Origin of the sequence: Streptomyces luteogriseus (genome assembly GCF_014205055.1) — a bacterium.
GTDB classification, from domain to species: Bacteria; Actinomycetota; Actinomycetes; order Streptomycetales; family Streptomycetaceae; genus Streptomyces; species Streptomyces luteogriseus.
The window spans coordinates 4,724,877-4,747,969 of sequence record NZ_JACHMS010000001.1 but is presented as its reverse complement, the minus strand read 5'-3'; the positions used below and the strand labels follow the sequence as shown (position 1 = coordinate 4,747,969).

The following is a 23,093-nucleotide window of genomic DNA, read 5'->3' as shown; positions in this document are numbered from 1 at the left end:
GCTGAGTTTGTGATTCACCACACAGCGTGGCCGACGCGTCTCTAACCTGGCCAGATACGGCGGCCCAACAACCCGATCTGTACGACAGGGAGTTGCCCATGCCCGGTTCCAGGGACCTCGACCCGTCCTCCTCCCCTCGAGCCCTCCTGGGCGCCGAACTCCGCCACGCCCGCGAGAAGGCCGGGCTCAGCCAGGAGGAACTGGGGCAACGGCTGTTCGTGAGCGGGTCGTTCATCGGGCAGTTGGAGGCCGGGACGCGGAGGCTGCAGGCGGAGTACGCCCGTTTGCTGGACGAGGAGTTGGGGACGGGGGACTTCTTCCAGCGGAACTGCGGGGCGGCGGCGAAGTCGAAGTATCCGGAGCACTTCGCGGAGGCGGCGGAAGCGGAGGCGGCAGCTACGGAAATCAGGCAGTTCGCGCCGCTCCTCATTCCCGGGCTGCTGCAAACCCCCGCGTACGCACGGGCTGTGTTCCGCGCGTACCGGCCCACAGCACCGGAGGCAGTGATCGAGGAGTTGGTGGCCGCCCGGATGGACAGGGCCCGCATCCTCGACGATCCAACAAGCCCGTTGTTGTGGATGGTGATTGACGAGGCCGCACTACGGAGGGAGACCGGTGGGCGAGAGGTCATGGCAGGAGCGCTACGCCATGTCACAGCCCTGATCCGCAGGAACCGGATCATCGTGCAGGTGTTGCCGTTCGGCGCGGGAGCCCACGCGTCGATGGAGGGCTCCATGAAGCTGATGGATTTCGACGACGCGCCTCCGTTGCTCTACTTCGAGGGAGTCGGCACGGGACGACTGGAGGACGACCCGGCAACCGTCCACCACCAGCGGCGCACTTTCCAGCTCCTCACCGCCTGCGCCCTCTCCCCGGACGGATCCCTGGCTCTCATCGAAGACATCGCGCAGGATTGCGGCCATGAGGAACACGCCTGAGTGGTACAAGTCCAGCTACAGCGGCGGCAGCGGCGGCGACTGCCTGGAAATAGCCGACGGCCACCGCGCCCTCATCCCTGTTCGCGACTCCAAGAACCCCGAAGGCCCGAAGCTCGTGTTCCGTGCCGCCGCCTGGTCCGCTTTCGTCGAGAACCTCAAGGGCGAGAGGGCCTGAGCTTCGGGATCCGAGCTTCGAGCTCTCTTTTCAAGGAACGGGTGGGAGGGCCTCAACCCGCCCTCCCACCCCGCGTGTTGACTTGAAGCGTTCGGCTTGCCACGGACAGTGACAGCCCTCTAACGTGCCTGCATACGCAACAGCCCCCGCCCGGTGCTACCAACACCTGCGGGGGCTTGACCACTTAGATCGAAGGACAAGTTCGATCCCATGGCTGAAGCCAACTGTAGTGCTGCCTCCCCGTCCGCGCACCCCATGGCGGGGCCGGGCTACGGCAAACGCACGGCCCCCGACCAACCCCCGCGCACGAAACACGACTTCGCCCACCTCCCACCCCGCGAAGCCGCCATCGCCGCCTACCTGGACCGACTCCCCGACGGCGCGGACATCTCCGTGAAGACGCTGGCGAAACAGCTCCCGTACGGACAGTGCGCCCTGGGCACCGCCCTCAACCGCATCCAGCAGGCAGGCCACCTGCGCCGAGGCCGGGAGTGCGTGACGGCCGACGACGGCAGCTCGCGCTGGATCACCCGATCGTGGTGGTCCCGTACCGCCAGGGATGACGATTGGTGGACGTCGTTCACCCGCGGCGACGCACCACGGCCGCAGGCAGCACGCCCCACCCGCTCCCGCGCCCACATCCTCCTGGCCGCCCTCGGCCGCACAGCCCCCGTCCTGTCCCTCTCCGATGCGGACTGCGCGACACTCGCCCCACTGGTGACGGACTGGTTCGCACGGGGCGCATCGGAGGAGGACGTACTGCGCGCCCTCACAGCCGGCCTGCCGACACCCGTCCACCACGCCGCAGCCCTGGTCCGCAACCGCCTGACCAGCAAACTCCCGTCTCCGCCCACCCCGCGTCCGCCTCTCCGAGTCCTGGAGTGCGCGAACTGCGGCGCCCCGGGCCGTCCGGAATCCCTGCCAGGGGGCCGTTGCAGCGCCTGCCGGGGTGAACGCGTCCCCGCACAACCCCCCGCACCCCTGCCCGCCCCCACGGTCCACGACCACGCGGCCCAGATCCGCGCCGCGATGTCCCGACAACGACAAGAGAGGGCACACACATGACGGCTCCTACGGTGCGACGCCACTCCCTGAGGGCACGATGGAAGGGAGGAGGCACCACCATGACGCCTGGTACCGCTGACCGCCCGCTGATGCCCATCGAGGACTTCGAGGAGCTGGTCGACGTGGCCCCGAACCACGTACGGCTCGAGTACGTCGACGGGCGCGTCCGTACGAAAGACCCGCTCAGCGTCGAGGACTTCGAAGAGCTGGAGCGCCGCGCCCCGGAGACCGTGCGGCTGGAGTACATGAACGGAAAACTAGAGGTCAAGGCCATGCCTGACGGCAACCACCGCTCGATCTTCATGTGGCTGTTGCGCCAGTGCATGCAGCACCGTCCCGACCTGGATCTGGTACCCGAGTCCGGTGTCAAGGCCGAGACCTACCGCACGGGCCGCGCGCGCACGGACGGAACTCTGGTGCCAGTGGACCACTTCCGAGGCGATGGCGAGTGGTCGAACCCCGACGGATCCCTGATGGCCGTGGAGATCACCTCCCACGACCGCGACACCGACCAGCGCGACCGCATCGACAAGCCCCTCGGCTACGCGGCGGCCGACATCCCCGTCTACCTCCTCATCGACCGCGACAACAACACACTCACCGTCCACAGCGAACCGAAAGACGGCCGCTACCAGCAGATCTCCCGGCACCCCTGGGGCGCCACCGTCGAGCTCCCCGCCCCCGTGAACATCACCCTGGACACCGAAAAGCTCAAGGACTACGCCGACTGAGGACAATGGACGCATGAACCACGCCCAGCTCACCGCCCTAGGCCGCGCCCTACGCCTCCTCGGCGAGCACGGGGAAGCCCTCGGCTCCGACACCCCGGACGCCAAGCTGCACGAGGTCAAAGCCGACCTGAAGCGCGCCCTGGACCTGCTGGACGAGAGTGTCACGGGCGCCGCGCCCACTACCCGCTGCCCCGAGCACCCGAACGGCCCGGTCGACGAGGCCGCCCCCGATCTGTGCCTGCTGTGCGAGACGCGCCGCAGGGCAGCCCGCCGGAACGAGTTCAACGGGCCCGCGCCCCAGCAGCCGCACACCGAGCCCGTCCAGTCCCGCTACGGCGTGCGCGGCGACCGCCCCCAGCCCCAGCAGCGCTGGCTTGCGGAGCTGTGGAACGGCCAGACCTGGCAGCTGTGCGGCACCCCGCGCCGGGACCGACGGGAGGCCGAACTCTTCATCAACGCCCAGCGCAAGGCTCCCCGGGCCGCCATGGCGTACCGGCTGGTGCACGAGTTCACCGACTACGAGGTGCTGCGCGTGTGGGGGACGCCGGTGAGGGTGGACATCGAGCCCATGGGCAACCTGTAACGGATCGCCCTCACAGCAGCGGAAGCGGCAGGAACTCGTACCCCTCCCACAGCCGCCGTGACCGCTCCTCCGGGTACGCCCTCACCACCGGCTCCGCGTCCAGCACCTGCACCAGCCGCCGCTCGTCGTCGTACGCCGGCCAGCCCGGGTCGCCCGACCTCGCGAAGGACGTCCAGGACGCACGGAAGCGGGACGACAGGTCGAGGGCCTCGGCGGAGGGCTCCGCGCCAGCGAAGAGCAGCAGCCCCAGGTCCGCCCCGTAGGTGCCGAACAGCAGCGGGATGTCCAGGCCGTGGCAGGCGCCGAGCGCGCCGCCGTTGCCGGGGGCCGGCCAGGTCAGTTCGTAGACGTACGCGCTGCCGCCGCCCGCGCGCTGGGCCTCGGCCAGGTGCAGGGAGGGCATGTTGAACAGCCAGTCCGTCTGGACGCGTTCGTAGAGCTCGCCCGGGGAGGCGTCGGGGAAGGCGTCGCGGTATGCCTGTTCACCGCCGGGAGCGAAGAGGCTCAGGGCCGAGGCGGCCCTCTCGTCGGATATCTGGCCGAGCTGTCCGGCCATGGCGATGAAGAGGCGGTACTCGTCGCGGTTGTGGCCGACGAGGAGGTCGACGTCCTTCGCCGATCCGGACCGCAACGCCTGCCACGGGCTCGTCGGCAGGACCTCGCCGTCGACGACCGGGGAGAACGGGGTGACGGTGGGCGCCGCCTGGCCCCAGCGGTCGATGCGCTGGAGCATCTTGGCGCTCAGCGTCTCGCCCGCCGACGTGAGCCGGTGCGGGGCGATCGTCGCGAGGTCGGCGACCGTGGGGCGCAGCCCCACCTCGGCGGCGAGGGCGGTGCCGATGTCCCGGGCGAGCGCGTCGGAGAAGAACGTCCCCGGCACGCTCTGGGCGATCGCGCGCCGGAACAGCCCGGCCGCGCGCGGCATGGAGAGCAGCGAGGCGACCGACCCGGCGCCCGCGGACTCCCCGAAGACCGTGACCTGGTCGGGGTCGCCGCCGAACGCCTCGACGTTGTCCCGTACCCACTCCAGCGCGGCCACCTGGTCGAGCAGTCCGCGGTTGGCGGGCGCTCCCTCGATGTGCGCGAAACCCTCCATGCCCAGGCGGTAGTTGAGGGACACGACCACCACGTCGCCGTCGGCGGCGAGGTGCCGGGCGTCGTAGCCGGGGCTGCCGGAGTGGCCGAGCTTGTAGGCGCCACCGTAGATCCACACCATCACCGGGCGGCGGGCCCCCGGGTCGGGTTCGGGTGTCCAGACGTTGACCGTGAGCCACTCGTCGCCCTCGGGAAGTTCGAGCAGGCCCGGGCCGGCCAGGTTGCCGAGGTCCTGCGGGGGCGGCGGGCCGAAGGCGTCGGCGTCGCGTATGCCGTCCCAGGGCCGGGCGGGGCGGGGCGCCTGGAAGCGGGCCTCGCCCACCGGCGGCGCCGCGAACGGGATACCGCGGAAGACCGCGAGCCCCGTCTCCCTCCGGCCCCGGACCGCACCGGCGGTGGTGCGCACCACCGGTGCGGGCTGATCGGACGGGCCGTCCGTCGCCGTACGGGACTCGGTCGTCGTCATCTGGATCTCCTCGCTCAGTGCCGGTGAACAGGCGCTCAGCCAGTGTCCTTGACTGACGCAAGCAGATCCAGGCCTCAGGTGACGGAGGTCAGCTGAGGGACTTCAGCGACGCCGGGTTGTAGGGCGCCAGCTCCTCCACGCGGCCGTCGAGCACCTTCCGGGCCCACTCGGGGTCCTGGAGCAGCGCGCGGCCCACGGCGACCATGTCGAACTCGTCGCGCTCGAAACGGTCCAGGAGGTTGTCGAGGTCACCGATCTCGGCGCCCTGGCCCTGGAAGGCCTTGATGAAGTCGCCGTTCAGGCCGACCGAGCCGACGGTGATGGTCGGCTTGCCGGTCAGCTTCTTGGTCCAGCCGGCCAGGTTCAGGTCGGAGTCGTCGAACTCGGGCAGCCAGTAGCGGCGGGTGGAGGCGTGGAAGGCGTCGACACCGGCCGCCGCGAGCGGGGTCAGGATGGCCTCCAGCTCCTCGGGCGTCTCGGCGAGGCGGGCGTCGTAGGCCTCCTGCTTCCACTGGGAGAAGCGGAAGATGACGGGGAAGTCGGCCGACACGGTCTCGCGGACGGCCGCGACGATCTCCTCCGAGAGCTTGGCGCGGGCGACCCGGTCGCCGCCGTAGGCGTCGGTGCGGCGGTTGGTGCCCTCCCAGAGGAACTGGTCGAGCAGGTAGCCGTGGGCGCCGTGCAGTTCGACACCGTCGAAGCCGATGCGCTCGGCGGCCGCTGCGGCCTCGGCGAACGCGCCGATGACGGCGTCGATGTCGGCCTGGGTCATGGCCTTGCCGGTGGCCTCGTCGGCGCCGATGCGCAGGCCGGAGGGGCCGACGGCCGGGGCGTCGGCGAACGGGGGCTCGCCCTGGTTGCGGACCATGCCGATGTGCCACAGCTGGGGCACGATCGTGCCGCCCGCGGCGTGCACCGCCTCGGCGACCTTCGCCCAGCCCGCGAGCTGCTCGTCACCGTGGAAGCGCGGCACGCGGTCGCTCTGCCCGGCCGAGTCGTGGCCGACGTAGGTGCCCTCGGTGACGATCAGGCCGACTCCGGCGGCGGCGCGGCGCGCATAGTACGAGACGACATCCTCGCCGGGCACGCCGCCCGGGGAGAACATGCGGGTCATCGGCGCCATCACGATCCGGTTCGGAACGGTCAGGCCGCCCAGCGATACGGGCCGGGACAGGATTTCGGCGGCGCGGGATGCGGAGGCGGCGACAGTCACGTGGGGGGCTCCCTCGGGGGTACCGGATGGTATGTGCATACGCATAGGACGCATGGTTCAACCACCCGGCCCGGCCGCGCCATCCCGCGCCCACTGTGATCCCGGACACGCGAAAGGGCGCGCCCCCGAGCATGCGGCAGGGTGCGCCCCGGCCATGCGGCAGGGCGCACCCCCGGACACGCCCGAGGGCGGCACCCCCTGTCGGAACAGGAAGTGCCGCCCTCGGCAAGGACGTTGATCAACCCTGGGGTCGATCAGAAGTCCATGTCACCGCCCGGCATGCCGCCGCCGGCGGGCGCGGCGGACTTCTCCGGCTTGTCGGCGATGACGGCCTCGGTGGTGAGGAACAGCGCGGCGATGGAGGCGGCGTTCTGCAGGGCAGAGCGCGTCACCTTCGCCGGGTCGATGATGCCCTCGGCGATCATGTCGACGTACTCACCGGTCGCGGCGTTCAGGCCGTGGCCGACCTGGAGGTTGCGGACCTTCTCCACGACGACGCCGCCCTCGAGACCACCGTTGACGGCGATCTGCTTCAGCGGGGCCTCGAGCGCGAGCTTCACGGCGTTGGCGCCGGTCGCCTCGTCACCCTCGAGGTCCAGCTTCTCGAAGACGCTGGAGGCCTGGATGAGGGCCACGCCACCACCGGCGACGATGCCCTCCTCGACGGCCGCCTTGGCGTTGCGCACGGCGTCCTCGATGCGGTGCTTGCGCTCCTTGAGCTCCACCTCGGTGGCGGCACCGGCCTTGATGACCGCGACACCGCCGGCGAGCTTCGCCAGGCGCTCCTGCAGCTTCTCGCGGTCGTAGTCCGAGTCGCTGTTCTCGATCTCGGCGCGGATCTGGTTGACCCGGCCGGCGACCTGGTCGGCGGAGCCGGCACCGTCGACGATGGTGGTCTCGTCCTTGGTGATGACGACCTTGCGGGCCTTGCCCAGCAGGTCGATCGTGGCGTTCTCCAGCTTGAGACCGACCTCCTCGGAGATCACCTCGCCGCCGGTGAGGATGCCGATGTCCTGCAGCATCGCCTTGCGGCGGTCGCCGAAGCCCGGGGCCTTGACGGCGACGGACTTGAAGGTGCCGCGGATCTTGTTGACGACCAGGGTCGACAGGGCCTCGCCCTCGACGTCCTCGGCGATGATCAGCAGCGGCTTGCCCGACTGCATGACCTTCTCGAGGAGCGGCAGCAGGTCCTTGACGTTGCTGATCTTCGAGTTGGCGATCAGGATGTACGGGTCGTCGAGGACGGCCTCCATACGCTCCATGTCGGTGGCGAAGTACGCCGAGATGTAGCCCTTGTCGAAGCGCATACCCTCGGTGAGCTCCAGCTCCAGACCGAAGGTCTGGGACTCCTCGACGGTGATGACGCCTTCCTTGCCGACCTTGTCCATGGCCTCGGCGATGAGCTCGCCGATCTGGGTGTCGGCGGCGGAGATGGAGGCCGTGGAGGCGATCTGCTCCTTGGTCTCGACGTCCTTCGCCTGCTCCAGCAGGGCGGCGGAGACAGCCTCGACGGCGCGCTCGATACCGCGCTTGAGGGCCATCGGGTTGGCGCCGGCGGCTACGTTGCGCAGACCCTCCTTGACCAGGGCCTGGGCGAGAACGGTCGCGGTGGTCGTACCGTCACCGGCGACGTCGTCCGTCTTCTTGGCGACTTCCTTGACCAGCTCGGCGCCGATCTTCTCGTACGGGTCCTCGAGCTCGATCTCCTTGGCGATGGAGACACCATCGTTGGTGATCGTGGGCGCGCCCCACTTCTTCTCGAGGACGACGTTGCGGCCCTTGGGGCCGAGCGTCACCTTGACGGCGTCCGCGAGCTGGTTCATGCCGCGCTCGAGGCCGCGCCGCGCCTCCTCGTCGAACGCGATGATCTTGGCCATGTGAAGTGGTCCCTCCAGGACTGGGGGTGATTACTTCGGACCGCGCCCGCGCCCGCGACGGACGGCTCGCTTGCCTTGTGGTTCCTTCCCCACCTGGCCTGCGGGCCTCACCGACCCGGTCCTTACGTTGTCACTCTCACCTTCAGAGTGCTAACGCAATGATTAGCACTCGACCCCCGAGAGTGCAAGGCGCGCTCGCGTAGCGAGTGCGCGTTGAGGGGTGGTGGTCGGGTGACGGGCGGGCGCAAGCGCCTCCCCGGGATCGGGCGGGGGCGTCAGCCACCCGCGAACACCGCCCCGCAGGCCGTTCGAACAGGCCGAAGGGCCCGCACCCCGGGGGGTACGGGCCCTTCTGAGAAGACCGGTCGCGTGAGCGTTGGTCGTGGTGCGCGTTCAGGCAGCGACGCGAACCATGTCGGCCTGCGGTCCCTTCTGGCCCTGCGAGATCTCGAACTCGACCCGCTGGCCCTCTTCAAGGGTGCGGTAGCCGTCCATCTGAATCGCGCTGTAGTGGACGAAAACATCCGCACCACCGTCGACCGCGATGAAGCCGTACCCCTTCTCCGCGTTGAACCACTTGACGGTGCCCTGAGCCATGCCTAACTCCCCTATTACTGGCCCTTGCACAGATCCACACTTCGTGAACCCGGGTCAGACCTCACCCCCCACGGTTGGGGGCGTGCGCCGGAACGCGTCGACCGCGGCTGAATGTATCTGTCCAACTGCCGTCTGCAACAGGTCAATCGGACGAGAATTCTGGACGCGCCGGGTCCGGAATGTGGGGGGAATTCGCCCGAATTCAGGGCAAGTCGGGCCACACAAAGGGAACAAAAGCCGCAAAAGATGTACACACTTTGGCTACATCTTGTCGGGCTCGCAGCGGGAATTCAGGGTTCCGATCAGCGGATCAGGACCGCGTTCCCCAACTGTACCGCGCTCAATCACGCAGAATTGCCCCCTCCGCTTCTCTCACGGAGGGGGCAATTCGATGAACTCTCAGTGACGGCAGTTACCGAAGGTAATAACAGGCCGCTCGACCGGTTCAGCCGCCGGCGACGGCGGGAATGATCGACACGCCGGCACCGTCCGGGGTGGCCGTCTCCAGACCCTGCTCGAACCGCACGTCGTCGTCGTTGACGTACACGTTGACGAACCGGCGCAGCTTGCCCTGGTCGTCCAGCACCCGGGCGGCGATCCCGGTGTGGTTCTTCTCGAGGTCGGCGATGACCTCGCCGAGGTTCGCGCCCTCGGCGGCGACCTCGGCCTGCCCGCCGGTGTAGGTACGCAGGATGGTGGGGATCCGAACGGTGACGCTCATCGAACATGTCCTCCGGTTCATTTTGGGCTACGGCTGGGGCGCGCCCTCAGGGGCGCGGGGCTGTGTCGATGTGCGGCTCCGCCGTGTGGGCGCGACCAGCCCCCACCGGCCCGCAGCGAACGACGATCAGACGAGTCCGGCTTCCCGGAACGACTCCAGGCTGGGACGGATGGTCGCGGTGAGCCCGGTCCCCGCCACCGCGTCCAGCGTCTTCAGACCATCACCGGTGTTCAGAACGACGATCGACTTCGACGGGTCGAGCAGCCCGTTCTCCAGCAGCTTCTTCGTCACGCCCACCGTCACACCACCGGCGGTCTCCGCGAAGATCCCCTCGGTGCGCGCGAGGATCTTGATCGCGTCGACGACCTGCTCGTCGTTCACGTCCTCCACCGCACCGCCGGTCCGCCGCGCGATGTCCAGCACGTAGGGCCCGTCCGCCGGGTTGCCGATGGCCAGCGACTTGGCGATGGTGTTCGGCTTCTGCGGGCGGACGACGTCGTGCCCGGCCTTGTAGGCGACGGACACCGGCGAGCAGCCCTCGGCCTGCGCACCGAAGATCTTGTAGGGCTTGTCCTCGACCAGACCGAGCTTGATCAGCTCCTGAAGACCCTTGTCGATCTTCGTCAGCTGCGAGCCGGAGGCGATGGGCACCACCAGCTGGTCCGGCAGCCGCCAGCCGAGCTGCTCGCAGATCTCGTACGCGAGGGTCTTGGAGCCCTCCGCGTAGTACGGCCGGAGGTTGACGTTGACGAAGCCCCAGCCCTCGCCCGCCGGGTCGCCGATCAGCTCGGAGCAGAAGCGGTTCACGTCGTCGTAGTTGCCCTCGATCCCGACGAGCTCGCCGCCGTAGACCGCGGCCATGACGACCTTGCCCTGCTCCAGGTCGTGCGGGATGAACACGCACGAGCGGAAGCCGGCGCGGGCCGCGGCGGCGCCCACCGCACCGGCGAGGTTGCCGGTGGAGGAGCAGGAGAGCGTGGTGAAGCCGAAGGCGCGGGCGGCCTCCAGGGCCTGCGCGACGACGCGGTCCTTGAAGGAGTGCGTCGGGTTGCCGGAGTCGTCCTTCACGAACAGCTTGCCGGCGTCGACGCCCAGCTCGCGCGCGAGGTTGTCGGCCTTGACGAGCTTGGTCCAGCCGGGGTTGATGTTCGGCTTGTCCGCGACGTCGGCCGGGACCGGCAGCAGCGGGGCGTAGCGCCAGATGTTCGCGGGTCCCGCTTCGATGCGCTTGCGGAGCTCTTCGGTGTCGTAGGCCGAGAAGTCGTAGGCGATCTCCAGCGGGCCGAAACACTCCTGGCACGCGAAGACCGGTCCGAGGGGGACGCGGTGACCGCACTCGCGGCAGCTCAGCGCCGCGGCGGGACCGAGGTCTACGGTGGAGTCAGTGGTGCTTGCAACAGTCTGCACAGCCATGTGAGGCGAGGCCCTTCCTCATCTTCCTCACGACGCATCTCGCCGTGAGACGGATTTGGCACCTTCCCGAGCCGGGACCTCGCGGAGCGGTCGACAGTGACCTACGAGTATCGGCTGGAGGGTTGCCGGGGCTTCATCGGGCCGTATCCCTCTGCCCCTCTGGATGAGCTGTATGTGGTTGTAGGCGGCGGGTGACCCCGGACATGCGATGGTCATCCGCGTTGTTCAAGACTGTAACCGACGACCAGGACAGTTGAGATAGTCGTCCGAACCGCGAGATGGATCACAGTCCGTCCCGCCGAGAGTACGCAGAGGAGCCGCCACGGTGCTGGAAGAAGTCGAGCGCTGGCTGAGCACCCGTTCCTGGTCCGCGACCGAGCGCCCGCTCCACCGGATCCTGGCCGCCAAGCAGCGCACCGGCCAGACGGTCAGCGTGGTGCTGCCCGCCCTCAACGAGGAGGCGACGGTCGGCGACATCGTCTCCGTCATCCGCCACGACCTGATGCGGCAGGTCCCACTCGTCGACGAGCTGGTCGTCGTCGACTCGGGGTCGACCGACCGCACGTCCGAGGTGGCCGCCGCCGCGGGCGCGCGGGTGGTGCACCGGGACGGGATACTCCCGCACCTGCCCGCCGTGCCCGGCAAGGGCGAGGTGCTGTGGCGCTCGCTGCTCGTCACCCACGGGGACATCGTCTGCTTCGTCGACGCGGACCTGAGGGACTTCTCGTCCGACTTCGTCTCGGGGATCGTGGGCCCGCTGCTCACGGACCCGGACGTGGACCTGGTGAAGGCCATGTACGACCGCCCCCTCGCCGGCGCCGCGGGGCAGGGCGGCCGGGTCACCGAGCTGATGGCACGCCCGCTGCTCAACATGCACTGGCCGCAGCTGGCCGGCTTCGTGCAGCCGCTCGGCGGCGAGTACGCGGCCCGCCGCTCCCTGCTGGAGCAGCTGCCGTTCCCCGTCGGGTACGGCGTGGAGCTGGGCATGCTGGTCGACGCCCTGCACCTGGCGGGCCTGGACGCCCTCGCCCAGGTCGACGTCGGCGTGCGCAAGCACCGGCACCAGGACGGGCAGGCGCTGGGCCGGATGGCCGCCGCGATCTACCGCACGGCCCAGCTGCGGCTGGCCCGCGGGCATCTGATGCGGCCCTCCCTGACGCAGTTCGAGCGGGGCGCGGACGGCTTCGAGCCGCGGACGTACTCCGTGGACACCGAGGAGCGTCCGCCGATGGTGGACATCGCCGAGTACCAGGCGCGGAAAGCGGCCTGACCGGGGCCGTTTTCGGCCGGGCACGACAGATCCGCACGTTTGAGCGTTTCCGGGCCGGGCTAGGTTGAGGCTTATGGCTTCAACGTACGGTGCTGCGCAGGTGCTGGTGGCCTCCAACCGGGGTCCCGTCTCGTACACGGTGGGCGAGGACGGTTCGCTGGACGCCAAACGAGGCGGCGGCGGACTGGTCTCCGGGCTCTCCGCCATCGGCTCCGACGCGGACGCGCTGTGGGTGTGCTCGGCGCTGTCCGACGGCGACCGGGAGGCGGTCCGGCGCGGAATCGGCGAGGACGGCGTGCGGATGCTGGACATCCCGGCCGACGTGCACGCCGACGCGTACAACGGCATCGCCAACTCGGTCCTGTGGTTCGTGCACCACATGCTCTACCAGACGCCCCTGGAGCCGGTCTTCGACGCGGAGTTCCGGCGGCAGTGGGCGTCCTACGAGGCGTACAACCGGGCGTTCGCCGAGGCGCTGGCCGAGGAGGCGGCGCAGGGCGCGGCGGTCGTGGTGCAGGACTACCACCTGACGCTGGTGCCGGGCATGCTCCGCGAGCTCCGGCCCGACCTGCGCATCGGGCACTTCTCGCACACGCCGTGGGCGCCGCCCGAGTACTTCCGGATGCTGCCGGACGACGTGGCCGGGCAGGTGCTGCGCGGCATGCTCGGCGCGGACCGCCTCGGCTTCCTCACCGAGCGCTGGGCGGAGGCGTTCACCGCGTGCGCCGAGCGGTTCGCCGGTGGGCTCGGCGGCACCAGGGTCGGGGTGCACGGCCTCGGTGCCGACGCGGACTTCCTGCGCAAGCGGGCGCACGAGGCGGACGTCGAGGAGCGGATGGCCGCGCTGCGGCAGGAGATCGGCGAGGGCCGCCGCACCATCGTCCGGGTCGACCGCACCGAGCTGTCCAAGAACATCGTGCGCGGCCTGCTGGCCTACCGCCGGCTGCTGGAGGCGCACGCCGAGTGGCGCGAGCGGGTGGTGCACGTCGCCTTCGCGTACCCGTCCCGGCAGGACCTCGCGGTGTACCGGGACTACACGGCCGAGGTGCAGCGGCTCTCGGAGGAGATCAACGCCGAGTACGGGACGCCGGGGTGGACCCCGGTCGTACTCAACCTCAAGGACGACTTCGCCCGCTCTCTGGCCGCCTACCGGCTGGCCGACGTGGCCCTCGTCAACCCCATCCGCGACGGCATGAACCTCGTCGCCAAGGAGGTCCCGGTGGTCTCCGACGCGGGCTGCGCGCTGGTGCTGTCGCGGGAGGCCGGGGCGCACGAGGAGCTGGGCGAGGACGCGATCACGGTGAACCCCTACGACGTCACGGGCACGGCGGCAGCCCTGCACGAGGCCCTGTCGATGCGCCCGGAGGAACGCGCCGAACGCAGCAAGCGCCTGGCCGCGGCGGCGACGGCACTGCCACCGGCGCAGTGGTTCGTCGACCAGCTCGACGCGCTGAGGGGCTGAGGGCCGGATGAGCAGCCTTCCCACCCCCGCCACGCAGGCCGGGCAGGACGGCCTCGACGCCCTCCTCGCACAGCCCGGCAAGGCACTGATCGGGCTCGACTTCGACGGGACGCTCGCGCCGATCGTGGCCGATCCTGAGCTGGCCCGGGCCCATCCCCGGGCGCTGTCCGCGCTGGCCGCCCTCGCGCCGAAGGTGGCCGCCGTGGCGGTGATCACCGGCCGGCCGGCCGAGGTCGCGGTCCGCAACGGCGGCTTCGCGGACGTGCCGGGTCTGGAGCACCTCGTCGTTCTCGGGCACTACGGCGCCGAGCGGTGGGACGCCCGCAGCGGCAAGGTCACCGCGCCCGAGCCGCACCCGGGCGTCGCGGCCGTACGCGCCGAGCTGCCCGGGCTGCTCGACGGCAGCGGGACCTGGGTCGAGGACAAGGGCCGGGCGGTGGCCGTGCACACCCGCCGGGCCGCCGACCCGCAGGCCGCCTTCGACGCCCTGCGCGAGCCGCTCACCGAGCTGGCGACCCGGCACGGCCTGATCGTCGAGCCCGGCCGCATGGTCCTCGAACTGCGCCCGCCCGGCATGGACAAGGGCGTCGCCCTGAGCGAGTTCGCCCGCGAGATCGACGCCGGATCCGTGCTCTACGCCGGCGACGACCTGGGCGACCTGCCCGCCTACTCCGCCGTCGACACCCTCCGCACGACCGGCACCCCGGGCCTGCTGGTGTGCAGCGGCAGCGACGAGGTGACCGAACTGAGGGAGCGGGCGGACGTGGTGGTGGACGGCCCGGAGGGAGTGGTGGACTTGCTGGCCGAGCTGGCCGATCGGGTCGGTTGAGGGCCGCACCCCCTAGGGGCGCGGGGAACTGCGCGAACAACCACGACGCACCCGCACCCACCCGACAGCCGGATGCCCCACGGCCCTCACCGCTCGGACCGACGCCGCTCCCGAACACGCCGCAGCCGATTCACCGTCACCGGATCATGCGCCAACGCCCGAGCGTCATCCAGCAGGGCGTTGAGCAGCTGGTAGTAGCGAACGGGAGCGAGGTCCAGCTCCTCACGTATGGCCCGTTCCTTCGCACCGGGCCCGGAGAAGCCCCGGCGTTCGAGCGCGAGAATGTCCCGCTCCCTACGCCCCAGCCCCTGCTCACCCGTGTCCTCATCCATGAACGGCACCGTAACGCCCCCCACCGACAGCACAGCGGAGCTACTCCGCGCTCTCCGCCCGGACGGCCGCCGCCTGGAGATGGCCGAGGACGCCCGAGGGGCTGCCGCCGGGCGCGACGGCCTTGCCGATCTGCTGCTTGACCTGGGAACTGACGTCGGCCCAGGACGTCTTGCCGACGGGGTAGAGCTCGGAGGCCAGCAGCTCCTCCAGGAACGGCCTGAGGTGCCGGTCCTCGTCGGAGGCGGCCATCGTGCCGGACGCGGAGGAGGTGACCGGCAGCAGGTCGTACTCGCGGGAGAAGGCCAGCACGTTCTTCTCGCTGTAGACGAAGTCGAGGAACTCGCCCACCTGGTCGCGGTGGCCGTTCTTGCGGAACGCCGTCATCCAGTCGGTGACGCCGAGCGTGGACCTGCTCGGGCCATCCTTGCCCGGCGTGGGCACCATCCCGTACTTGACGCCGTTCTTCGCGGCGATCTTCATCAGCGAGGGGTGGCCGTTGAGCATGCCGACCTCGCCCTTGGCGAAGGCGGCGAACGCCCCGGCCCGGTTCAGCTCGCCGGGCGCGACCGGCCCGGTCAGGTCCTTGCCGACCAGGTCCTCCTTCAGCCAGGAGAAGGTGTCGATGTTCTCCGGGGAGTCGATGCCGTAGCTGTCGACGCCGTCGGTGTAGCCGCCCCCGCCGCTGAGCATCCACTGCATCGTCTCGGCCTGCGCCTCCTCCGGGCCGAGGGGCAGCGCGTAGGGGTACTTCACGCCCTTCGCCTTGAGCGCCTCGGCGTCCTCGGCCAGGTCGTCCCAGGACTCGGGCGGGGTGATGCCGGCCTTGGCGAAGAGGGTCTTGTTGTAGAAGAGGACGCGGGTGGAGGCGGCGAACGGCAGCCCGTACTGCACGCCCTTCACCTGGCCCGCGGAGGCCAACTGCCCGACGAAGTCGGCCTGCGTGCGTATGGAGAGCAGCTCGTCGGCCTTGTAGAGCTGGTCCTGGGCGGCGTAGTCGGCGTACGCGCCGATCTGCGCCATGTCCGGCGGGTCCCCGGCGGCGACCATCTCCCTGACCTTGCGGTCGACGTCGTTCCAGGAGTAGACGCTGACCTCGACCTTGACGTCGGGGTGGTCGGCCTCGTACTCCTCGACGAGCTTGTCCCAGTACTTCTTCGAGCCGTTGGACGCGCTGTCGCCGTAGTCGGCGGCGACCAGCTTCAGGGTCACGTCGGCCGAGCCGCCCGTGACGCCGCAGCCGCCGAGGACCGCCGTCATGCCCAGTGCGGACACCACCGCGATCGTTCCTGCCATCCGCCGCCGCTGCACCGCTGTTCTTCCCCAACCCCGGCGTCACCGCCGCCGAACCATTTCGATATCCGGAACAAGGTCTACACCACGTGAGTGGACTAGACCTCTTGCGGGTCCCCGGGTCACACTGTTCTCCGTGAGACATGTCATCGCCCTCGACGTGGGCGGCACCGGAATGAAGGCCGCGCTGGCCGGGCCCGGGGGCGAGGTACTGCACCGGGCCCGCCGGGCCACCGGACGCGCCCAGGGACCGGACGCCGTCGTCGCGGGCATCCTCGACTTCGCCGCCGAGCTGCGCGCGTACGGCGCCGAGCACTTCGGCACGCCCGCGTCCGCCGCCGGCGTGGCCGTCCCCGGCATCGTCGACGAGGCGCACGGCGTCGCCGTCTACGCGGCCAACCTCGGCTGGCGCGACGTCCCGCTGCGCGCCCTGCTGGCGGAGCGGCTCGGCGTCCCGGTCGCCCTCGGCCACGACGTGCGCACCGGCGGCCTCGCCGAGGGGCGGGTCGGCGCGGGCCGGGGCGCGGACCGGTTCCTGTTCGTGGCCCTGGGCACCGGCATCGCGGGGGCCATCGGCGTCGACGGCCGGGTCGAGGCGGGCGCGCACGGTTTCGCGGGCGAGATCGGCCACATCGTCGTACGCCCCGGCGGAGCCCCATGCCCCTGCGGGCAGCACGGCTGCCTGGAGCGCTTCGCCTCGGCGGCTGCCGTGAGCGAGGCCTGGGCCGCGGCCTGCGGTGACCCGGGCGCGGACGCGGCGGACTGCGCGAAGGCGGTGGACTCCGGCGCCCCGAAGGCCCGGGCGGTCTGGCAGCAGGCGGTCGACGCCCTGGCCGACGGCCTGGTCACGGCCCTGACGCTGCTGGACCCCCGCATTTTGATCATCGGTGGCGGGCTGGCGGAGGCGGGAGAGACCCTGTTCACGCCGTTGAGGGAGGCCATCCGCCAGCGGGTCACCTTCCAGAAACAGCCGTCACTCGTCCCGGCGGCGCTGGGTGACAGCGCAGGCTGTCTCGGCGCGGGCCTGCTGGCCTGGGATCTTCTGGCATCGACCGACCGCATGGAGGTAACGCCCTGATGGCAGCCGACCCGGGGGCGCGGGGAACTGCGCGCCAAGCCCCCACGCACCCGCACCCCGCAACGGCCGGACACCCCACGGTCCTGACCGGCGCGACCGTGATCCTCCCGACGGAAACGGTCACGAACGGCCGGGTCGTCGTCAACGGAACGCGCATCACCGCCACCGCCCCTGAGAACGCCCAGGTCATCGACGCATCCGGCCACTACGTCATCCCCGGCTTCGTCGACCTGCACAACCACGGCGGCGGCGGAGCCTCCTTCACCTCCGGCTCGGTCGACAACATCCTCAAGGGCATCCACACCCACCGCCTGCACGGCACGACCACCCTGGTCGCCTCCACCGTCACCGGCGACATGGACTTCCTCACGCAGCGCGCGGGTCTGCTGAGCGAACTGGCCGAACAGGGCGACATCGCCGGCATCCACTTCGAGGGCCCGTTCATCTCCCCCTGCCGCAAGGGCGCCCACTCCGAGGCCCTCCTGCGCGACCCCCACCCCGCGGACGTCCGCAAGCTGATCGACGCGGCCCGGGGCCGGGCGAAGATGCTCACGCTGGCCACCGAACTGCCCGGCGGCCTCGACTCCGTACGCCTCCTCGCCGAGCACGGCGTGATCGCGGCGATCGGCCACACGGACGCCACGTACGAGCAGACGGTGGAGGCCATCGACGCGGGCGCCACGGTCGCCACCCACCTCTTCAACGCGATGCCGCCGCTCGGCCACCGCTCCCCCGGCCCGATCACGGCTCTCCTGGAGGACGACCGCATCACGGTCGAGCTGATCAACGACGGCACGCACCTGCACCCCGCGGCGCTGCAACTGGCGTTCCACCACGCGGGAGCGGACCGGGTCGCGTTCATCACGGACGCGATGGACGCGGCCGGCTTCGGCGACGGCCGCTACTGGCTGGGACCGCTGGAGGTGGAGGTCGCCGACGGCGTGGCCCGGCTGACGGAGGACGGCACGATCGCCGGCTCGACGCTCACCCTGGACCGCGCGTTCAAGCGGGCGGTCACGGTCGACGGCCTCTCCGTGGAGGACGCGGTGACGGCCCTGTCCGCCACCCCGGCCCGCCTGCTCGGCCTGGCCGACACGATCGGCTCACTGGAGCCCGGCAAGTACGCCGACCTGCTGCTCCTGGACGCCGATTTCGAGCTGAAGGGCGTCATGCGCCGGGGCGAATGGGTGGTCCCTCCCCAACTGGGCTGATCCATCCCGCAGTCGGGAAACGGTGGCCGACTCCAGGGCTGGGCCGACCGCCGTCTCTTTGGCATGATCGTGCTTCCTGCACGTTCACGTCGGCTAGCACATCGGGGGAGGTCGGCCCAGGTGATCCTCACGGTCACGCTGAACACCGCTCTCGACATCACCTATCGCGTACGGGCCCTCCGGCCGCACGCCTCCCATCGCGTCTCCGAGGTGACGGAACGCCCCGGCGGCAAGGGCGTCAACGTGGCCCGGGTGCTGGCGGCCCTCGGGCACGAGGTGACGGTGACGGGGTTCACGGGCGGGGCGACGGGCCGGGTCGTGCAGGAGAAGCTCGCGGCGGTGCCGGGGGTGGTGGACGCGCTGGTCCCGGTGGCGGGCGCGACCCGCCGCACGGTCGCCGTGGTCGACGACCGGTCCGGCGACACGACGCAGCTGAACGAACCGGGCCCGACGATCACGCCGTCCGAATGGTCGGCCTTCCTGGCTGCGTACGACGACCTGCTCCCCGCCGCCTCCGCCGTGGCCCTGTGCGGCAGCCTGCCGCCGGGAGTCCCGGTGGGCGCGTACGCGGGCCTGGTCCGCACGGCCCGCTCCTTCGCGGTGCCGGTCCTCCTGGACACCAGCGGCGAACCCCTGCGCCGTGGCGTCGCGGCCCGCCCCGACATCATCAAGCCGAACTCCGACGAACTGGCGGAACTGACGGGCTCCCACGACCCACTCCGCGCGACCCAGGACGCCCGCCGCCGGGGCGCGGGCGCGGTCGTCGCGTCCCTCGGCCCGGAGGGCCTGCTGGCAGTCACCCGCGAAGGGCGCTGGCAAGCCGTCCCACCGGCTTCCGTACGCGGCAACCCGACGGGCGCGGGCGACTCGGTGGTGGCGGGCCTGCTCTCGGGCCTGGTGGAACACCTCCCCTGGCCGGCCCGGGTGGTACGGGCGACAGCCCTGGCGGCAGCGACGGTGCAGGCACCGGTGGCCGGGGAGTTCGACCGGGGGGTGTACGAGGAGCTGCTGACGAGGGTGACGGTTTCGGGAGAGGTCAGCGCGGCCTAGGCCGGTCAGTCCTTGACCTGGCCCGCCTTCAGCCACAGCTGGTCCAGGAGGACGTTGCACTTGTCGCCGTCCGCGCAGGAGACCGTGATCGTGTTGGTGCCCTTGTTGAGGGTCGGCCAGGCGTAGGTCTTCGTCCAGCCCTTGGCGAAGTCGCCGTCCTTGGCGTGGGCGAAGTTGCCCATGTTCAGCTTGCTGCCGAACGGCTTGCCGTTGACGGTGAGCGTCATCTCCTGGTCCTCGTCCGCCGTGCTGTAGCGGGCGAAGACGGTGTACGCGCCGTCCTTGGGGACACCGTTGACGGTCCAGGTGACCGACGAGCCCACCTGGTTGAGGTTCCCGACGTAGATGCCGCCGTCGGACTGCGCGCCCTCGACGTCCTGGGCGAGGGTCGCGGCACCGCCGAGACGCAGCGCCTTGGCGTCGATTGTGGGCAGCTCCGCCGCGCTCTCCCCGGCCTTGCTCTTCGAAGGGCTCGGCTTCGACTCCTGGGACTGGGTCGGGTCGGTGCCCACCTCGTCGGACGCCTTGTCCTTGTCCTTGTCACCGCCCAGCATGGCCACGCCGATGCCGATCACGACCGCGGCGACCACCGCGATCGCGCCGATCAGCAGGCCCTTGTGGTTCGGGCCGCGGCCACCCCGGCCGCCACCGCCGCCGCCCGGCACCTGCTGCTGGGCGGTGGTCGCACCGCCGGGCAGCGTCTCCGGCGCGGCGTAGTGCGCGTTCGGCTGGCTGTAGGAGCCCTGCTGCGGGACCTGGCCGTACGGCGCCGTCTGTGCGTTCTGCGGCTGCTGGCCGTACTGGCGCGTACCGACCGCTCGCACCCGGTTGACCGAGTTCGGGTAGCCGTAGCCGCCCCCGGACGGCGGCTGGGCCCCGTTGGCCTGCCCGTCGGCGTAGAGATAGCCGAACGGGTCGTCGTCCTCGGGCGTGCTCGCGCCGTTGTTGCCGGGCGTCATCCCTTGGTCTCCTCAGTCAGGTGCGGTGCATGCGGTACACGGGTGAGTAAGCGAGCCTACCCGCTCCCAGAGACCCAAATGGGTGACTCAGACCGCATCAACTCACTGACCTGGGCTTCAGCCGGCGCGTCTGTGTTGTTTGGGACGAGATCGTTTCTCGACGTACATCCGCTCGTCAGCGGATTTCAACACTTCGTCCGCCGTCATTCCACAGTGTGCCCATCCGATGCCGAAGCTGGCGCCCACGCGGACGGCCCGCCCCTCGGCGCGGATGGGCTGGATGATCTCGTTGCGGAGCCGGACCGCGAGGTCCTGCGCGTCGGCCCGGCCGAGTCCGTCCGCCAGGATGACGAATTCGTCACCCCCGAGCCGCGCGACCGTGTCACCGTCACGGACGCCGCCGCTCAGCCGACGGGCCACCTCGATGAGAACCGCGTCACCCGCGTTGTGCCCGAACCGGTCGTTGATCGACTTGAAGCCGTCGAGGTCGCAGAAGAGCACGGCGAGGCCCTTGGTGCCGTCGTCGTGGTTCCCGTCCGGGGCGACGGTGTGCACATGGTGGTCGTAGGCGTCGAACGACTCGGCGCCCTGCCGGAAGTCGAAGCCGGGCCCGACCACGTCGAAGGCGGGATGGCCGTAGGCCGCGTCGACGGACTCCACGGCGGCGTGCGGGGACGACGCGCGTTGACAGAGCCGGGAGGACAGCCGGGAGCGCAGCTCCGCGGAGTTCGGCAGGCCGGTGAGCGAGTCGTGCGAGGCACGGTGGGCGAGCTGGAGCTCGCGGCGCTTGCGCTCCTCGATGTCCTCGACGTGGGTGAGCAGGAAGCGCGGCCCGTCGGCGGCGTCCGCGACGACGCTGTTGCGCAGCGACACCCACACGTATGTGCCGTCGCGGCGGCCGAGGCGCAGCTCCGCGCGTCCGCCCTCGGCCGAGGTGCGCAGCAGGGTGCCTATGTCCTCGGGGTGGACCAGGTCGGAGAACGAGTAGCGGCGCATCGCGGACGCCGGGCGTCCCAGCAGCCGGCACAGCGCGTCGTTCGTGCGCAGGATCCGGCCGTGCTGGTCGCCGCCCATCTCGGCGATGGCCATCCCGGACGGGGCGTACTCGAAGGCCTGCCTGAAGCTTTCCTCGCTGGCCCGCAGTGCCTGCTGTTCGCGCTCCAGCCGGACGAGGGCGCGCTGCATGTTGGCCCGCAGCCGGGCGTTGCTGATGGCGATGGCGGCCTGGAAGGCGTACATCTGGAGCGCCTCGCGGCCCCATGCCCCGGGCCGGCGGCCGTTGCGCGGCCGGTCCACCGAGAGGACGCCGACCAGTTCGCCGCTGTTCCCGCTGCCCTGCGGGCCGGGTGCGTACATGGGGGCGAAGAGCCGGTCGGCCGGGTGCCACTCGTCCTCGAAGCGGGGGGCGGGGCCGTCGGTGTACCACTGCGGGACGTCGTCGTCGTCGAGGACCCAGCCCTCGGTGTGCGGTATGAACACCAGGTCGCCCCAGTGCTCGCCCATGCCGAGGCGGCGTTCCCAGGAGTCGCGCGAGCCGACACGGCCGGTGATGAGGGCCTCGGCGGCGGGGTTCCCGGCGAAGGCGGCGACGACGAGGTCGCCGTCCGGCCGTACCAGGTTCACGCACGCCAGCTCGTACCCGAGGGCCGCCACGACGCCCTCCGCGACGGTCTGCAGTGTGTCCGCCAGGCTGCGGGCCGTGTTCATGTCGGCCATGACCTGGTGCAGTTGTCGCAGGGACGCAAGACGGACGTAAGGCTCCGACTCGGTCTCCATGCTCGCCCTCCCCCCGAGTACTCGCAGCGATTCAAGGGTTCTCGTCGGCGTATCGTCCTGGCAGCTTCCCCGCCACTGAATCACAGCGCGCTGCTCACTCGGTACACAGGGTCAACAATTCCTGCCCCTTGTGACTCAAGTCACAGGCAAACCTGAACAATTGAGTGGAGTTTCTGCGTTCTTCACATGCTCTCCCGAACGCAAACTTTGTCGGGTTGCGCACATGTATTTCCCTGGTGACCGCCGGAGACCGCGGATGTCCGTCGCGAGTCCTAGGACCGTGATCGGGCGGGAGCCCGATGCGGGGCGCGCGGGACGGAGATTAGCGTCTCCGGTGTGCCGAACACTCCCGCTGCCACGTCCCCGATCATTCCGTCACCCACCTCCGGGCATGCTGAGGGGGTGAGCAACGACGAGTTCCGCGCCGCCATGTCCCGGCTGGCCTCGGGCGTGGTCCTGGTGACCGCGCAGGAGCCGCCGCTCGACCCGGACGACCCGACGGCGCCGGGCGGCGAGGACGTGGGCATGACGGCCACGGCCTTCATGTCGGTGTCCCTGGACCCGCCCCTGGTGCTGGTGAGCCTGCGCGAGGGCTCCCGTATGGACGAGCTGCTGGAGGAGCAGGACCTGTGGGCGGTCTCGGTCCTCTCCGAGAGCCAGCGGCACATCGCGGGCCGTTTCGCGATGAAGGGCCGGGTCAGCGACCGGCTGCTGTTCGCGGACATCCCGTACACGCGCGGCGAGTACAGCGGCTCCCCGATGGTCGGCGGCGCCCTGGCCGTCCTGGAGTGCCGCACCGAGCAACGCGTGCCCGCCGGCGACCACACCCTGGTCATCGGCCGGGTCCTGACCGCCGCCGTCCCCAGCGCGGAGGGCGGCCCCCTGACGTACTTCCGCGGCAGGTACCGGCAGTTGGGCTGAGGAATTCGCTGGCCGGGTGCCGTGCCCCCCGCCTAGGGTG

The 23,093-nt window shown here is 70.6% G+C and carries 22 protein-coding genes and 1 riboswitch; of the genes, 12 read left to right on the top strand and 10 right to left on the bottom strand.

From position 1 onward, the window contains the following. Window positions 1-98 precede the first annotated feature (98 nt). The 5 genes from BJ965_RS21075 to BJ965_RS21055 all read left to right on the top strand — a co-directional run bounded on the left by BJ965_RS21075 (window position 99) and on the right by BJ965_RS21055 (window position 3,492). Window positions 99-938: a helix-turn-helix domain-containing protein gene (locus BJ965_RS21075; RefSeq protein ID WP_184917391.1), complete on the top strand. Its 840-nt coding sequence runs from the start codon at window positions 99-101 to the stop codon at window positions 936-938. Further along, window positions 922-1,113 carry a DUF397 domain-containing protein gene (locus BJ965_RS21070; protein ID WP_184910053.1) on the top strand — a complete coding sequence of 64 codons (192 nt, stop codon included), beginning with the start codon at window positions 922-924 and terminating at the stop codon, window positions 1,111-1,113. Before BJ965_RS21075 ends, BJ965_RS21070 begins: the two co-directional genes overlap by 17 nt. Window positions 1,114-1,368: 255 nt before the next feature. Then, on the top strand, window positions 1,369-2,178 hold the full coding sequence (locus BJ965_RS21065) for a hypothetical protein (RefSeq protein ID WP_184917388.1): 810 nt from the start codon (window positions 1,369-1,371) through the stop codon (window positions 2,176-2,178). 59 nt (window positions 2,179-2,237) lie between these two features. Then, on the top strand, window positions 2,238-2,909 hold the full coding sequence (locus BJ965_RS21060) for a Uma2 family endonuclease (protein ID WP_246545936.1): 672 nt from the start codon (window positions 2,238-2,240) through the stop codon (window positions 2,907-2,909). A gap of 13 nt (window positions 2,910-2,922) precedes the next feature. After that, on the top strand, window positions 2,923-3,492 hold the full coding sequence (locus BJ965_RS21055) for a hypothetical protein (protein ID WP_184910052.1): 570 nt from the start codon (window positions 2,923-2,925) through the stop codon (window positions 3,490-3,492). A gap of 10 nt (window positions 3,493-3,502) precedes the next feature. Here BJ965_RS21055 and BJ965_RS21050 read toward each other — a convergent pair whose 3' ends face one another. From BJ965_RS21050 to thrC, 6 genes are all read right to left on the bottom strand, one after another. After that, the gene (locus tag BJ965_RS21050; RefSeq protein ID WP_184910051.1) at window positions 3,503-5,053 is read right to left on the bottom strand and encodes a carboxylesterase/lipase family protein; all 1,551 of its coding nucleotides are present in this window, start codon (window positions 5,051-5,053) and stop codon (window positions 3,503-3,505) included. A gap of 88 nt (window positions 5,054-5,141) precedes the next feature. Then, a complete protein-coding gene (locus tag BJ965_RS21045) occupies window positions 5,142-6,305 on the bottom strand; it encodes an NADH:flavin oxidoreductase (RefSeq protein ID WP_184917382.1) in 1,164 nt (387 codons plus the stop codon). 215 nt (window positions 6,306-6,520) lie between these two features. Next, window positions 6,521-8,143, bottom strand: coding sequence for a chaperonin GroEL (groL, locus tag BJ965_RS21040; protein ID WP_184910050.1), 1,623 nt, complete (start codon window positions 8,141-8,143; stop codon window positions 6,521-6,523). 393 nt (window positions 8,144-8,536) lie between these two features. Further along, window positions 8,537-8,740 carry a cold-shock protein gene (locus tag BJ965_RS21035; protein WP_003949956.1) on the bottom strand — a complete coding sequence of 68 codons (204 nt, stop codon included), beginning with the start codon at window positions 8,738-8,740 and terminating at the stop codon, window positions 8,537-8,539. A gap of 445 nt (window positions 8,741-9,185) precedes the next feature. Then, window positions 9,186-9,461: a MoaD/ThiS family protein gene (locus BJ965_RS21030; protein WP_003991133.1), complete on the bottom strand. Its 276-nt coding sequence runs from the start codon at window positions 9,459-9,461 to the stop codon at window positions 9,186-9,188. A 126-nt stretch (window positions 9,462-9,587) separates the two neighbouring features. Then, the gene (thrC, locus tag BJ965_RS21025) at window positions 9,588-10,874 is read right to left on the bottom strand and encodes a threonine synthase (protein WP_184910049.1); all 1,287 of its coding nucleotides are present in this window, start codon (window positions 10,872-10,874) and stop codon (window positions 9,588-9,590) included. Between the two features lie 15 nt (window positions 10,875-10,889). Continuing rightward, window positions 10,890-11,044: riboswitch (SAM riboswitch) on the bottom strand. A 155-nt stretch (window positions 11,045-11,199) separates the two neighbouring features. Between thrC and BJ965_RS21020 the strand changes: the two genes are divergently transcribed. The 3 genes from BJ965_RS21020 (at window position 11,200) to otsB (ending at window position 14,435) form a co-directional block, all read left to right on the top strand. Next, window positions 11,200-12,144 carry a glucosyl-3-phosphoglycerate synthase gene (locus tag BJ965_RS21020; RefSeq protein WP_184910048.1) on the top strand — a complete coding sequence of 315 codons (945 nt, stop codon included), beginning with the start codon at window positions 11,200-11,202 and terminating at the stop codon, window positions 12,142-12,144. 73 nt (window positions 12,145-12,217) lie between these two features. After that, the gene (locus tag BJ965_RS21015) at window positions 12,218-13,606 is read left to right on the top strand and encodes an alpha,alpha-trehalose-phosphate synthase (UDP-forming) (RefSeq protein WP_184910047.1); all 1,389 of its coding nucleotides are present in this window, start codon (window positions 12,218-12,220) and stop codon (window positions 13,604-13,606) included. A 7-nt stretch (window positions 13,607-13,613) separates the two neighbouring features. Beyond that, complete coding sequence (gene otsB / locus BJ965_RS21010) at window positions 13,614-14,435, top strand: trehalose-phosphatase (protein WP_184910046.1); 822 nt, start codon at window positions 13,614-13,616, stop codon at window positions 14,433-14,435. 86 nt (window positions 14,436-14,521) lie between these two features. Here the strand turns inward: otsB and BJ965_RS21005 are convergent, their stop codons facing one another. Both BJ965_RS21005 and BJ965_RS21000 read right to left on the bottom strand, forming a co-directional pair. After that, entirely contained in the window at window positions 14,522-14,767 is a 246-nt protein-coding gene (locus BJ965_RS21005; RefSeq protein WP_097217367.1) for a DUF3263 domain-containing protein, read from the bottom strand. 40 nt (window positions 14,768-14,807) lie between these two features. Further along, window positions 14,808-16,061 (bottom strand): ABC transporter substrate-binding protein, encoded by a 1,254-nt coding sequence (locus tag BJ965_RS21000; RefSeq protein WP_184910045.1) that lies wholly within the window; start codon window positions 16,059-16,061, stop codon window positions 14,808-14,810. 133 nt (window positions 16,062-16,194) lie between these two features. Here BJ965_RS21000 and BJ965_RS20995 point away from each other — a divergent pair, with 133 nt between their 5' ends. From BJ965_RS20995 to BJ965_RS20985, 3 genes are all read left to right on the top strand, one after another. Next, entirely contained in the window at window positions 16,195-17,136 is a 942-nt protein-coding gene (locus BJ965_RS20995; protein WP_184910044.1) for an ROK family protein, read from the top strand. Continuing rightward, window positions 17,136-18,347 (top strand): N-acetylglucosamine-6-phosphate deacetylase, encoded by a 1,212-nt coding sequence (nagA, locus tag BJ965_RS20990; protein WP_184910043.1) that lies wholly within the window; start codon window positions 17,136-17,138, stop codon window positions 18,345-18,347. The genes BJ965_RS20995 and nagA overlap by 1 nt, the downstream gene beginning before the upstream one ends. A gap of 120 nt (window positions 18,348-18,467) precedes the next feature. Beyond that, entirely contained in the window at window positions 18,468-19,397 is a 930-nt protein-coding gene (locus tag BJ965_RS20985) for a 1-phosphofructokinase family hexose kinase (protein WP_184910042.1), read from the top strand. A gap of 5 nt (window positions 19,398-19,402) precedes the next feature. Here BJ965_RS20985 and BJ965_RS20980 read toward each other — a convergent pair whose 3' ends face one another. Continuing rightward, entirely contained in the window at window positions 19,403-20,356 is a 954-nt protein-coding gene (locus BJ965_RS20980) for a carbohydrate-binding protein (protein WP_184910041.1), read from the bottom strand. 117 nt (window positions 20,357-20,473) lie between these two features. Continuing rightward, window positions 20,474-22,132, bottom strand: a complete 1,659-nt coding sequence (gene cdgB, locus BJ965_RS20975) for a diguanylate cyclase CdgB (RefSeq protein ID WP_184910040.1) — start codon at window positions 22,130-22,132, stop codon at window positions 20,474-20,476. A gap of 336 nt (window positions 22,133-22,468) precedes the next feature. Between cdgB and BJ965_RS20970 the strand changes: the two genes are divergently transcribed. Further along, entirely contained in the window at window positions 22,469-23,053 is a 585-nt protein-coding gene (locus tag BJ965_RS20970; RefSeq protein ID WP_184910039.1) for a flavin reductase family protein, read from the top strand. Window positions 23,054-23,093 lie beyond the last annotated feature (40 nt).

Bases quoted from the DNA above. Each gene is read 5' to 3' on its own strand.
- BJ965_RS21060 (WP_246545936.1), top strand. From the start codon at position 2,238: ATGACGCCTGGTACCGCTGACCGCCCGCTGATGCCCATCGAGGACTTC.
- thrC (WP_184910049.1), bottom strand. From the start codon at position 10,874: ATGGCTGTGCAGACTGTTGCAAGCACCACTGACTCCACCGTAGACCTC.
- BJ965_RS21055 (WP_184910052.1), top strand. From the start codon at position 2,923: ATGAACCACGCCCAGCTCACCGCCCTAGGCCGCGCCCTACGCCTCCTC.
- otsB (WP_184910046.1), top strand. From the start codon at position 13,614: ATGAGCAGCCTTCCCACCCCCGCCACGCAGGCCGGGCAGGACGGCCTC.
- BJ965_RS21030 (WP_003991133.1), bottom strand. From the start codon at position 9,461: ATGAGCGTCACCGTTCGGATCCCCACCATCCTGCGTACCTACACCGGC.
- BJ965_RS21015 (WP_184910047.1), top strand. From the start codon at position 12,218: ATGGCTTCAACGTACGGTGCTGCGCAGGTGCTGGTGGCCTCCAACCGG.
- groL (WP_184910050.1), bottom strand. From the start codon at position 8,143: ATGGCCAAGATCATCGCGTTCGACGAGGAGGCGCGGCGCGGCCTCGAG.
- nagA (WP_184910043.1), top strand. From the start codon at position 17,136: ATGGCAGCCGACCCGGGGGCGCGGGGAACTGCGCGCCAAGCCCCCACG.
- BJ965_RS21065 (WP_184917388.1), top strand. From the start codon at position 1,369: ATGGCGGGGCCGGGCTACGGCAAACGCACGGCCCCCGACCAACCCCCG.
- BJ965_RS21045 (WP_184917382.1), bottom strand. From the start codon at position 6,305: ATGCACATACCATCCGGTACCCCCGAGGGAGCCCCCCACGTGACTGTC.
- cdgB (WP_184910040.1), bottom strand. From the start codon at position 22,132: ATGGAGACCGAGTCGGAGCCTTACGTCCGTCTTGCGTCCCTGCGACAA.
- BJ965_RS21000 (WP_184910045.1), bottom strand. From the start codon at position 16,061: ATGGCAGGAACGATCGCGGTGGTGTCCGCACTGGGCATGACGGCGGTC.
- BJ965_RS21070 (WP_184910053.1), top strand. From the start codon at position 922: ATGAGGAACACGCCTGAGTGGTACAAGTCCAGCTACAGCGGCGGCAGC.
- BJ965_RS21075 (WP_184917391.1), top strand. From the start codon at position 99: ATGCCCGGTTCCAGGGACCTCGACCCGTCCTCCTCCCCTCGAGCCCTC.
- BJ965_RS20980 (WP_184910041.1), bottom strand. From the start codon at position 20,356: ATGACGCCCGGCAACAACGGCGCGAGCACGCCCGAGGACGACGACCCG.
- BJ965_RS21050 (WP_184910051.1), bottom strand. From the start codon at position 5,053: ATGACGACGACCGAGTCCCGTACGGCGACGGACGGCCCGTCCGATCAG.
- BJ965_RS21005 (WP_097217367.1), bottom strand. From the start codon at position 14,767: ATGGATGAGGACACGGGTGAGCAGGGGCTGGGGCGTAGGGAGCGGGAC.
- BJ965_RS21035 (WP_003949956.1), bottom strand. From the start codon at position 8,740: ATGGCTCAGGGCACCGTCAAGTGGTTCAACGCGGAGAAGGGGTACGGC.